The organism is Siphonobacter sp. SORGH_AS_0500 (assembly GCF_002838835.1).
GTDB lineage: Bacteria > Bacteroidota > Bacteroidia > Cytophagales > Spirosomataceae > Siphonobacter.
The window spans coordinates 128,855-141,741 of the sequence record NZ_NHPP01000010.1; the positions used below are offsets into that span (position 1 = coordinate 128,855).

The 12,887-nt window shown below is 43.3% G+C and carries 7 protein-coding genes; 4 read left to right on the forward strand and 3 right to left on the reverse strand.

Going from position 1 to position 12,887, the window contains the following annotated elements; translation table 11 throughout:
• The first annotated feature begins 28 nt into the window (after positions 1-28).
• From BWI96_RS13770 to BWI96_RS13780, 3 genes are all read left to right on the forward strand, one after another.
• Entirely contained in the window at positions 29-1,882 is a 1,854-nt protein-coding gene (locus BWI96_RS13770) for a RagB/SusD family nutrient uptake outer membrane protein (RefSeq protein ID WP_106637192.1), read from the forward strand.
• 140 nt (positions 1,883-2,022) lie between these two features.
• Positions 2,023-5,334 carry a VCBS repeat-containing protein gene (locus BWI96_RS13775; protein WP_106637193.1) on the forward strand — a complete coding sequence of 1,104 codons (3,312 nt, stop codon included), beginning with the start codon at positions 2,023-2,025 and terminating at the stop codon, positions 5,332-5,334.
• Complete coding sequence (locus BWI96_RS13780) at positions 5,331-6,650, forward strand: vanadium-dependent haloperoxidase (protein WP_106637194.1); 1,320 nt, start codon at positions 5,331-5,333, stop codon at positions 6,648-6,650. The genes BWI96_RS13775 and BWI96_RS13780 overlap by 4 nt, the downstream gene beginning before the upstream one ends.
• A gap of 92 nt (positions 6,651-6,742) precedes the next feature.
• On the opposite strand, the gene BWI96_RS13785 is transcribed toward BWI96_RS13780, so the two are convergent.
• Both BWI96_RS13785 and BWI96_RS13790 read right to left on the reverse strand, forming a co-directional pair.
• Entirely contained in the window at positions 6,743-8,446 is a 1,704-nt protein-coding gene (locus BWI96_RS13785) for a hypothetical protein (RefSeq protein WP_106637195.1), read from the reverse strand.
• A 12-nt stretch (positions 8,447-8,458) separates the two neighbouring features.
• The gene (locus BWI96_RS13790) at positions 8,459-9,160 is read right to left on the reverse strand and encodes a hypothetical protein (protein ID WP_106637196.1); all 702 of its coding nucleotides are present in this window, start codon (positions 9,158-9,160) and stop codon (positions 8,459-8,461) included.
• Positions 9,161-10,169: 1,009 nt separating this feature from the next.
• On the opposite strand from BWI96_RS13790, the gene BWI96_RS13795 reads away from it, so the two are divergent.
• Positions 10,170-11,441 (forward strand): amidohydrolase family protein, encoded by a 1,272-nt coding sequence (locus BWI96_RS13795; RefSeq protein ID WP_106637197.1) that lies wholly within the window; start codon positions 10,170-10,172, stop codon positions 11,439-11,441.
• A 63-nt stretch (positions 11,442-11,504) separates the two neighbouring features.
• Here BWI96_RS13795 and BWI96_RS13800 read toward each other — a convergent pair whose 3' ends face one another.
• Complete coding sequence (locus BWI96_RS13800; protein WP_106637198.1) at positions 11,505-12,035, reverse strand: DUF6563 family protein; 531 nt, start codon at positions 12,033-12,035, stop codon at positions 11,505-11,507.
• Positions 12,036-12,887: the final 852 nt, after the last annotated feature.

A 12,887-nucleotide genomic window follows, 5' to 3' on the forward strand; every position in this document is an offset into this window, starting at 1 on the left:
CATCCAGGCTCGAAATGAAATACATACTATGAGAAAATCAATTCAAAAACTGGGTTTCGTTGCGGTGCTGGCGTTCATGGCTTCCTGTAATGGAGACTTTGTTAATAAGCAACCCCTGGGAGAAGTGGTTTTGTCAGGAGTCTGGCAGGATGGACCACTGGCTGAGGCGTTTGTGAGCGAAATCTACAACGGCTTTGGTCAGGGAGGTTTTGATGAACAGATGCTGGCTTCATTGACCGACGAGGCTCTATTTACCCACCCAGGTCGGGGCATTAACACCTTTACGGAAGCTCGTTCCAATCCGGCTGACATTGGATGGATCAATAATACCTACGAGTGGGGAGCCATGTACAGCCGGATTCGGGCTTGTAACCTGGCCATCGAGAACCTGAGTACCCCTCAGTTCAGCGATGCTACCTTGGCGACTCGATTATTGGGAGAAGCCAAGTTTATGCGGGCGTATTTTTACCAGCAACTAACGCGATATTACGGTGGTGTACCCATCATTGATCGTGCCTACAAACTGGGAGAAGCCGATTATACGGTAAAACGGAATACCTACGAAGAATGCATCACTTTCATTACGAAAGACCTCGATGATGCCGCTACGGCTTTGAAAGGAAAGTCATTACTTCCCGGTCGGGCTACTGAAGCGGCTGCTCTGGCTCTTAAATCACGCGTGCTATTGTATGCCGCCAGTGATTTACATGATATCCCTACGGCTAAAACGAAATCAACCACTATTGCTGGCTTTTCTAATCCCGAAGTGTTAGGGTACACGAGTGGTAGCCGGGCTGATCGTTGGCAGAAGGCAAAAGCAGCGGCAAAAGCTGTCATAAGCCTGGGTTCGTATGGATATGAGTTGAACTTGTCGGCTCCCGTTTCCAAAGATCAGGGAACCACTAACTACATCAATGTATCCACGGCTAAGAACGGCGGAGAGAAAGACCTGATTCTGGGTCGTTATTTCACGGATCTTAAGGACGAAGCCGGAGCCTGGGTAGGCCGTAACAACGGACCCAACGGTTACCACAACTGGGCAGGTAATACTCCACTTCAGAATTTGGTGGATGATTATGAAATGATGGATGGTAGCAAGTTTGACTGGAGCGATGCTACGAAAGCGGCCACGCCTTACCAGAACCGCGATCCTCGCTTCTACGGTACAATCCTTTACGATGGAGCACCCTGGAAGCCCCGTCCTTCGGATGTAGCGGGTAAAGACCCCAACAACCAGATTCAGACTGGGCAGTATCAGGTAACCAACTCCAGTGGAGCCGTTGTGGCCGTGGCTGGTTTAGATACTCGTCAAAGTTCGGTAGAAGACTGGAACGGAAGTCGTACGGGTTATTACATGCGTAAGTTCATTGATCCGAACCCATCGATTGTTGATCAAAATACTCGTCAACAGGTTCCCTGGCCTTTGATCCGTTATACGGAAGCGGTACTTAACTACGTTGAGGCCTGTATCGAATTGGGAGAAGATGCCGAAGCAAAAACGTACCTTAACAAAATACGTTTCCGGGCCGGTATGCCTGCGATTACTGAAACGGGAAGTGCCCTCCGGGACCGCTATCGTAACGAACGTCGTATTGAAATGGCTTACGAAGAGCAACGCTATCACGATGCCCGTCGCTGGATGATTGCTCCAAATACGCTTGGTCAGCAGGCTCGGATTGTCCAGATTACGGGTACGCTCAAATCGGGTAAGACGGTAAGTCTCTACAAATACGATCCAAACAGCTATACCTACAAATATCAGGTTACCAACATTGATCCCGGTATTGAGAATCGTAAGTGGCTGGATAAAATGTATTTTGTTCCTATCAATCGGGACGAAATGAACCGAAATAATAAATTGGTTCAAAACCCAGGTTACTAATCTCTTAGAAAGGATAAAATACTTTTACCAAATAATCTACGTCTGAAAGGGCGTAGATTATTTTCGTAAAATAGGCTAGGCACTGTTCTTCGCAACGTGAATACCTGGTTCTCGCGTGTCCCCCCAAACTGAAACTTTGCATGAATCGCTTTTTACCCCTGAGCCTTCTGGTTCTTATTCTGGCTTGTCAGGAAAAGGACAAAAAGGAAGGTCTTCCTGCCGATAATGGTCCCTCTCTTTTCAAAGAACTTTCTACGGATCAGACGCATATCGACTTTAGTAATACCTTATCTGAAGGGCTGAATACCAATATTTTAATGTATGAATATTTCTACAACGGCGGGGGGGTAGCCGTTGGGGATCTGAATAATGATGGCCGGGATGATCTGTACTTTACGGCTAATATGACTCCCAACAAACTGTACCTAAATCAGGGCAATTTACAGTTTAAAGATATTACGGATGCTTCGGGAGCGGCAGGCCGACCCGGTCCCTGGAAAACGGGTGTAAGCATGGCCGATGTGAATGGCGACGGCAAGCTGGATATTTACGTATGTTATTCGGGGAATGTATCTCCTGAGAACCGCACCAATCAGCTTTTCATTAATCAGGGGGTGGATGGAAATGGAATCCCGCAGTTTAAAGAATTGGCTCGGGAGTATGGGCTTGACCAGCCCGCTTATAGTACGCAGGGGTCTTTTTTCGATTATGATAAAGACGGCGATCTGGACCTTTTTTTACTAAATCATAATCCTAAATCGCTGCCTGTTCTGGATGAGGTTGCCACCAAAGAAATTCTCAAAAAGGAAGATCCCAGCGTTGGTTCCAGATTGTTTGAGAATACGGGTAATCACTTCAGAGACGTTACGGCAAAGGCGGGCATCCAGAGTGCTTCCCTGTCGTATGGACTTGGAATTGGAATTTCAGATATGAATGGTGACGGCTGGCCGGATCTTTACATTGGGAATGACTATGCCGTTCCAGACTTTCTATACATCAATAATCAGGACGGAACTTTCCGTAATCAAATTCAAAACTACTTACGGCATACGTCCCAATTTTCAATGGGTAATGATATCGCTGACATCAATAACGACGCTCTGCCTGACATTTTTACGCTGGATATGTTACCCGAAGATAACCGGAGGCAGAAACTGTTGATGAGTGCGGATAACTATGAAAAATTTGAGTTGAATCTGCGTTCGGGATTTTATTACCAGTACATGCGAAACATGCTCCAGGTAAATAATGGAGATGGGAGTTTCAGCGAAATCGGTCAACTCGCGGGTATTTCCAACACCGACTGGAGCTGGGCTGCTCTATTTGCGGATTATGACAATGACGGCTGGAAAGATCTCTTCATTTCTAACGGCTATCTGCGGGACTACACCAACATGGATTTCCTGAAATACATGGGTGATTTTATGAAAAATCGTCAGGGTAATATTCACCGGCAGGATGTACTGACGCTGGTTCAGCAGATTCCGTCCTCTAACGTAACCAATTATCTATTCAGAAATAATGGGAACCTGACCTTTAGTAATGTCAGTGCGGCCTGGGGAGTTAATCAGCCCCTGAATAGCAATGGAGCTGCTTATTCAGATCTGGACAACGACGGCGATCTGGACTTAATCGTCAATAATGTTAATCATGTCGCTAGTGTGTATGAAAACCAGTCGAGTCGGAAGAATCATTTTTTGAATGTAAAACTCGAAGGCAAGGGGGGGAACACCCAGGGAATTGGGGCCAAAGTAATGATTTCAGTAAATGGGCAACGCCAATTTCTTGAGCAGATGCCTACCCGTGGGTATCAATCGAGCGTGTCCTCTGTACTGCATTTTGGATTGAAATCAGCTACTCAGATTGATTCCCTGACTATTACCTGGCTGGACGGTTCACAGCAAACGAAAACGGCTGTCAAAGCTGATCAGTTACTGACGCTTAAACAGTCTGAAGCCTCTTCTGGCAAAAAGCCTGGAACTAGTGAATCCCCCTGGTATCATTCCGTTAAGTCTCCCGTATTGGTTCAGGCAACGTCCAATTCCTTAAATGATTTCAAGCGACAACCTTTACTGGTTAATCCGCTGTCGTTTACGGGGCCTTGCATGGTAAAAGCCGATGTAAACGGGGATGGATTAGAAGATGTATTCGTGGGCGGCAGTAATGGAAAGGCAGGGGAGTTATTCCTCCAGCAAAAAGGAGGAAATTTCACTCGTAAACAGAGCTTCCAGACCTCCAGCGAAGACGCTGATGCCTTATTTGTCGATGTAAACAAGGATAATTTCCCGGATTTATACGTGGTGAGTGGCGGTTACGGTGACCTCATGCCTGACGATGCCCGTTTGTCGGATCATTTATATTTGAATGATGGTAAAGGAAATTTCGCACTCAGCAAAGGAGCCTTACCCGCTATGGTCGCTAGCAAAAGTTGCGTTCGGGCCGCCGATGTGAACGGTGATGGAGCCATGGATTTGTTTGTGGGAGGAAGAGTAATCCCCGGGCGGTATCCAGAGACACCCCCGAGCTTCCTGCTTATCAACGACGGAAAAGGAAATTTCAGTGATCAGACGGCAAAGCTAGCCCCGGCGTTGGCTCGCATAGGGATGGTAAGTGATGCAGCCTGGCTGGATTTAAATCAGGATAAGAAACCGGATTTGGTAGTGGTAGGCGAGTGGATGCCCATTACGGCCTTTGTAAGTGGGGGGAATACCTGGACGGATCAGACGAGTAAATACTTCCCAAAATCTTATCGGGGATGGTGGAACAAACTGCTGGTGGACGATGTAAACGGCGATGGACGAATGGACTTGTTGGGAGGTAATCAGGGCCTGAATACCCAATGCAAAGTTTCCGACCGTGAACCTGCTGAGCTAGTGTACAAGGATTTCGACGATAATGGTTCTGTGGACCCTATTCTTTGTTTTTACATTCAGGGGAAAAGCTATCCCTACGTCTCTCGCGATGAATTACTTGATCAGATGAGTATCATGCGGACGCGATTCCCGGATTATAAAAGCTACGCCGAAGCCACGCTTACGGACATTTTCACCCCAGAAGAATTACAGGGCAGTACGAAGCTATCGGCGAATACCTTACAAACGACTTTATGGTTACAAACGCCTAAGGGGACCTTTCAGGAACAGGCCTTACCCATACAGGCTCAGCTGGCTCCGGTATTTACCGTGACCAGCCTCGACTTTGACCAAGACGGTAAAAAGGATCTGCTTCTTTGTGGAAATGTTAATAAAGCTCGACTGCGTTTCGGGAATTGCAATGCCAATGATGGGGTACTATTGAAAGGAGACGGCAAAGGACAATTTCAGTACATTCCTCAACGCAAATCCGGCTTCCTGTTACGCGGTGATGTGCGGAGCGTATTACCCCTGGAAAATCGTTTGCTTTTCGGAATCAATCAAAAACCCCTGGAAGCGTATCAACTCCGCAAGCCATGAAAAAATACAGTCTCTTTTTATTGCTGATTACTTTATTTAGCTGTTCGAAAGAGAAGCAGCCCGAGATATCTCCCGAAGCCCTGACCGGGGTCTTGAATGAGATGACGGAGATCATGATTCATGATGTAACCAATCCGCCGCTGGCTGCCCGCTTTTTTTCCTACGCCTGTTTGTCGGGGTATGAAGTCATGGCCCAGCATGACTCCTCCATTCACAGCATGCATGGGGTATTGAACGGTTTTCCCAAAATCGAGCAACCGCAGGGATTAGAATCGCACTCGGCTTCTCTGGCGGCAGTTTTGGCAGTCATGGAAACGTCAAAGAAAATGCAGCCTTCGGGCAGTCGCATGGCAGCTTATGAAAAGCATTTTCTTGATTCCTGCAAGGCCATCGGGTTTTCGGAACAAACGCTGGAGCATTCTCAAAAATATGCCGAGCAGATTAGTCAGCAGTTACTTAAATACGCAAAGAAAGATCGCTATAACCGCATTAGTAACTATCCGCGTTATCAGGCTAAAAATCAGGAAGGGAACTGGTATCCTACACCCCCGGGGTATTTTTCGCCCGTAGAACCTTATTTTGCCACGGTTCGTCCCTTTACCCTCGATACCTGTTCACAGTTTAAACCGGTTCCGCCGGTTGCCTTTTCAAAGGATAAAAACTCTGAATTTTATAAGCTGATGCTTATTAATGTTGAGGAAAAACTCCCGGACGATCATAAGGAAATTGCCGCTTTTTGGGACTGTAATCCCTTTGCTTTGGAAGATAATGGCCACCTGATGGTGGGCATGAAGAAAATTTCTCCGGGGGCTCACTGGCTGGGAATTACGGGCATAGCCTGCAAAAAAGCGGGTTTGAATTTAGCTCAAACCCTCAAGATGAGCACCATTGTTTCCATTACCCTGATGGATGGATTTATTTGTTGCTGGGATGAGAAATACCGCAGTAATCGCATCCGCCCCGAAACGGCCATTCGGCAGTTAGTCGATCCTAACTGGCGGCCCTTTCTGCAAACGCCACCTTTCCCAGAGTACCTCAGCGGGCATTCTACTATTTCAACGGCTGTTGCTACGGTGTTAACGCATTATTTAGGGGACCATTTTGCTTATACCGATACGGTTGAAGAACCCTTTGGACTCAAAGCCCGCTCGTTTACTTCGTTTATGCAAGCCGCCGATGAGGCGGGGATGTCTCGTTTATACGGAGGTATTCACTTCATGGACGCTATTGTGAATGGCCGTACGCAGGGGGAGAAAGTAGGAGCCTGGGTGATTAAAAAACTGGAAAGAAAAGGCCTGGAGAAAACTTCGTTATGAGCTTCAGCTGTATCAATTGGATTGCATAAAACTGATTAATAAAAAAGGTACTTCAACCCAGGTTGAAGTACCTTTTTTACTGTATATCTGTCCTATTTAATATCTGCTGTCAAGGCAATATCGATAGTATTGGTAGCTGAATTATAACTAGCCTTTCCTTTTAAAGTCTGCTCATTGATTGTTTGAGGCAGACTTGAGGGATCGAATTTGATGAGGGTATACTCCCATTTCCGATTGAAGTAGGCGTATACATAGTAGGTGCCATTTTTGATGACTTGAGTACTTCCTTGTCCATAATAGGAGTAGAGATACGCATAACTACCAGGTTCCCACCAATAGGAACCTCCCGTTCGGTAAAAATAGATCCAGCCAGATGGGCGGTAGCTGTACTTGCTCTTGGTATTCGTTGCAGTGAAATTAAGTTTGACATTCACAAATTCAGGGGGTGTCGGGGGAGTAACGGTTAAAGTTACCGTTCCACTGGAACAAGGATTACTTACGGTAGCCTGTCCAATGACTTTCGAAGAATTATAGCTATAATAATTGTCGTACACCTGAATTTTTAAGTTTGGGAAAGTGGGGTGGCGATAAAAGGAAACGACCTCACCATCCCGTATATACATATACCTGGAAGTTAAAAACCGCCCAGATTGATCCCGGAAGACAACGTAATAATACCGACCGACCGTAGAGGAAGAACTGAAGCGAAACTGAATGTTTAATACGTGATTAACACAGGCGGAAGTGTACCAGTCCAGATTGTAGCTAGAAAGGTGAGTAATGTTAAATTTAGCCTGAAGTTTTCCATTGGCATCGGCATAAATCGTTGCCGTACCTTCTTCTTTCCATTGGGCAGTTTCTTCGTTCAAACTCCACAGTGGAACCGTTTCACCGGCTTTAATCGTCTGGCCTGTAGTAGGGTTAGTTAAGGTTTCATCCAGATCCATTGTAACTTCTACGGGCTTAGAGAATTTCTTCACACTGGTTCCGCCCGAGGTCATATTAATGGAAATGAATCCCGCCGTACTAAAAGTAATGGGACTCATGGGTTGACCACTGGCATTGAGCACGTTATCAGCAACAAATCCGCCGGGGAACGAGCTTAGCGATTGATCGGATGTCGTGGTATAATGCACTACCTCCATCCGAACCTGACCCGCTGCCAGAGCTTTGCCAGAGGCATCCTGCATCTGAGTCCCAGACGCAATAGTTAATGTAGCTTCATCTGCGGTAGCAGCGGTTTTAGGGGTAACAATGGTGACGGCAGCCGTGGTGTTTCCGTTTCCGTCTACCGTAGTGCTGGCTACGCGGGCCGAAGTCCCTTCGGCTGGGTTGTTCAACTCAACGAGTGGAATCTGGATTTCGCTTTGCGAAGTATCCGTCAACATCACATTATAAGAAACGGGGCTGAAGCCAGAGACCGTTGCATGAATGGTAAACTTCAAAGGAGTACTGGCTGATGGAGTAACCTTTGATCGCATACCTAAAGGCAGTAGCCCCTGAGAGGCCTTAAAAGTTTTTGAACCATCTGCCATATAAACAACGTCCGCATTAGTACCCGAAACGCTTACGTCGAAAGCCCCCGGCTGGTTGGTTGCAGTAGGGTTTGCGTTAACAAACCGAATCATCACCGGAGCAGTAAATGGATTCGCATTAATTGAAAAATTTACATCTTCCAATGGATCCAGATTAGCAATATCCTTTAAGTCTTTACAGGCAAAGACAATTACGGCAAGAAAAGAACTCAGCAGAACTCCGCCAAGCATCCGTTTTTTAGAAAAAACAGTATCTTTCATGAAGGCAGTGGATTATTTATTTAAACGGTAGGAGACACCTAAATTCAAAACAGGATAATACTTGAGAGGCTTCAGGTTCCGCTCAATAATAGCGGCCTGGTCCTGCGAAGGCTCTAACATCTTGGTGGCGGTCAGGGATACTTTGGGCGACTGCTGATAAAAGAATCCTAAGTCAATGTTGAACTTAAGTCGATTGCGAAGAAAAGGCTGCCCAAACCCCAGGCCTATGTAGGGAGCTAGTTTATTAAATTCAGCTTTACCCGAAAGCGTGCCAATTTCATCCACTGTAAAGGTTAAATCTTCCAGTTTTACGTCACGGGTTGGCTTTCCGTCCAGAGTTACCTCATTCAGATTAAGCATTATTCCTCCCGTCAGACGAAATCCCATGCGTTTGAAAGGGTAATAATCGATCAGGGCGTTAACCGTTTTAATCTTGATATTTCCATCCAAACCGATTTGAACATCATCTGTACTAGATCCAGAAATGAACCGGGTTTTGTAATTGAAGAGTCCAAAACCTATTCTCCCGGTGAAGTGGCGATTAATAGAATGATACAGATCGAGCCCAAAGCCTGCGGTTCCAGCTTTCAAACCCAGAGCAAAACCTTCCGTATACGTTGGGAGCGGACGTTCCGACTTACTGGAGTCGACGTCTTGCCCAAAGCTTTGAAAAGTAATCCCCCACAATAGAGGTAGTAGTAAAACTTTTTTCATTAGACAAATAGTTAGGGTTTAAATTATAGATCAAGATTGTGGTTGAAAGGAATGTTTATAAAAATAGTAAATTAAAATTTGTTAATTTTTGATTGTATATAGTGCCTATTGTTGAAAAAATAGCTGGTTTTAGGTAGGAGTTTTAATGCTTTAAATAAGTTATAGATAGAGGTTATACTTACTTGCAAATACTGGAATATCTGCCTAACAAATATATTGAATTTGAGCCTTTTGTATTGCTAATCATTAATGGTTATTAAAATTATTTTAATATTTATAAACACTCAATTAATAAAATTGAGTGTTTGGTATTAGTACATTGATTTTTGTAGGTTAATTGTAAATTTTGTACCTAACTATTTAACTTGTTACTCATAGTAGTTTCATTATAGATAATACGTTTTGTAAGAGGTAATGGACATTCTTTGTTGAATTATATCAAGTAGAATAACTTTTGATAAGTAAGGGTGCGGGATTAATAGATTAATTATACATCATTTAGTGATGCGTCAGGTATTGAGATAAGTTAAATATTGAGACGAATCAAGTTTTACATTCAATCTAAATGGACACTTATTAGTAAGATTAAATAATAAGTTAACTTATAATATGGTGGGAAAAATTTATAGTTAACGGAGCTATAATTAGCGTTCAATGCACGCAACTTAAGATCAGTAGAAGAGAAAATAAGATGGGCTATGAATGCTCGTTAATCAGATGAAATGACGATTCAATTAAATAACTAATGTTTAATAACTGGAAAGAAGAGCTGGGCATTTTAAGCCTTCTTGAGTATTTTACCTGTCAAGCTTCTGGCAATACCTATATAATCTTGTGAGATTCAACCTCTAAGGCGAATCATAGGTGTGTTGAATTACTAGGAGTGATCTGATGTATGTTTTGATAATACTGTATTTAACAAAATTTTATATATAAAATAGATGCTATTTTAAAATTTTATATTTTTATAGGCTAAATACCGATCATCTTTCCATATCAAAATTAGTTTATGAAAAAACTGCTATTCTTCTGTCTGCTGCCAGGAGGTCTTTTTGCTCAGAATACACTCATTCATTGTGGTACCTTGATTGATGGCGTAGCAAACGAAGCCAAGAGCCAAATGACAATTGTCGTTGAGAAAAATAAAATCATTGGCATTGAAAAGGGCTATAAATCAGCCAAATCCGGGGAAAAGGTTATTGATCTGAAAAGTAAGACGGTAATGCCGGGGCTAATTGATTGCCATGTGCATCTGGAATCCGAGACTCGTCGTGGAGGGGCCATTGACCGCTTTACGCTTAACCCTGCCGACATTGCCTTTGAATCGACTCGAAACGCCAAGAATACCTTGCTGGCTGGTTTTACTACTGTGCGTGATCTGGGCGGGAGTGGCGTTAACGTGGCTTTACGAAACGCGATTAACAAAGGCTTGGTAGTAGGCCCAAGAATCTATACGTCAGGAAAATCCATTGCCACCACTGGAGGGCACGCTGACCCGACGAATGCGTATCGGAAAGACTTGATGGGTGACCCTGGGCCGCTGGAGGGAGTAGTAAATTCAAAAGAAGATGCCCGTAAAGCCGTTCGGCAGCGGTATAAAGATGGCTCCGATCTTATCAAAATCACAGCTACGGGTGGCGTGCTGAGTTTGGCTTCCAATTCACAAAACCCACAGTTTACCGAAGATGAAATTCGGGGAATCGTGGAAACAGCCCAGGATTACGGCTTTACGGTTGCCGCCCACGCTCACGGAGCCGAAGGTATGAAGCGAGCCATCCGGGCGGGGGTTACTAGTGTGGAGCACGGCACGTATATGGATGATGAAGCGATTGCTTTGTTCAAAAAGCATGGGACTTACTTAGTACCAACGATTCTGGCGGGAAAAACCGTAGCAGATTCAGCAAGAATCATGGGGTATTACACGCTGGTTCAAGCCCGAAAAGCCCTGGAAGTAGGACCAAAGATTCAAAGCATGTTTGCGAAGGCTTACAAAGAAGGCGTAAAAATCGCTTTCGGCACAGATTCGGGCGTTTCCATTCACGGCGTTAATGCCAAGGAATTCGAATATATGGTAGAAGCCGGTATGCCCGCCATGGAGGCCATCAAAGCCGCCACAGCTAGTGCATCAGATTTGCTACGAATTAAAGAACAAATCGGCACCATCGAAACCGGAAAAATGGCTGACATTGTAGCTACCTCTGAAAATCCTTTACAGAACATTAAAACGATGATGAATGTCAAGTTTGTTATGAAGGATGGAGTGGTTTATAAGAATGAGTAGGCAATAAAAACGGAGGCCGAGTAAATAGCTCGGCCTCCGTTTTTTAAGTTTTAGATTAAATAACTAATTTTTACTTAATTTATTAAACTCATTTCGATTCAAATACATAATGCAGGAACGCCATACAGAAGCTGTTTTACGATCCTTTTTGTTTAAGTATCTTTCCCGAGCTTCTGGAAATTCTGTAAGAAGTTTCAATATTCCTTTATCGTTACATGTATAGGTTTGTCCAGTATACAAATCCACAATAAAGCCTAAGTCATTCCTATTAATGACGGTTGTTCTATCAACTCCTGAGATTGCCCCAGAAATGGCCAATCCAATTGATCCATAAGAATACAATATTCTCATATTACTAGCATCAAGTTCATCTTCAACTAAAAAGAACCGACCCGTTTCTCGAACCGGTGCAAAGTAAGTAGCCTTATTTCCCACTTTGTACTGATTCGCATATATATACAGACGCTTCCCATCCGAATAGGCGAATGCCTTTTTTCCTTCAGAAAGAGCCTTCAAGTTTTTTATAGCCAAATATTTGCCATCTAACCGTTTACTATCAATATAGTTAGGCAAAATGCTAGGTTTCTTATCCATAAGTTCAGGAATAGAAAAATATAGTCCTGCAGGAAATATAACTTGTTCAAATAAACTGGCTACTTTATCATTGGTTTGTGGTCCCAGCTCAAATAAGGTTCCGGCATTGTTTCTCCAGTTAGTTTTTGAGAATTCACTAAGACAAATATCAAATAATTTCCTAATTTTTTTTCCATAGCTTGCCTGACCACTCCAATCGCTTATTTCGGCTAAGTTTTCAACGTAATAAATATTCCATAGTTTACCTAAAGTGTCTTGACGACAGATAGTAAACGAAAGATCTACTTTTTTTTCACCAGTATTGTTATTTGATTTGTTACTAACCCATAAATCATTTATTACTAGAACTAGGCTGTCTCCACTAGAAGAAAGATTTCTTTTAAGGTAACTTTCTAAATACTCTGATACATCTGCTGGAAAATTGCATTCGATTAATTCATTTGTAATAGGCCTATATTATCCTTAAAAAGTCGGGCATCTATAACCTTTTTAAAATTAAATCCAAGATTATTAGTAGTTAAAGTGTGTTCTGGTAACTCGATAATATGCTGTCCTGAAACAGTAAAGTTTAAATAACTAAAAAAGTATATAACAAAAGTCAATCGAAAAAATAAGCTCATCGTAATAGATAGGAAGTTTATGGTGAAAGATTTCAAATATGCATAATAATTTATTAAATGCATAACTAAAGAGTTTACTATAAAATCCGTTATGGGTACTAAATGAAGATTTGATTATTTACAATAATTATCTATTAACTAGTTGACAAATTTTAAGACGGCATGGTTAAGAGACAATTAGAAGCCATAAAATGTTGTAGATACTCTAATCGTAACACTCCACTGATCATTC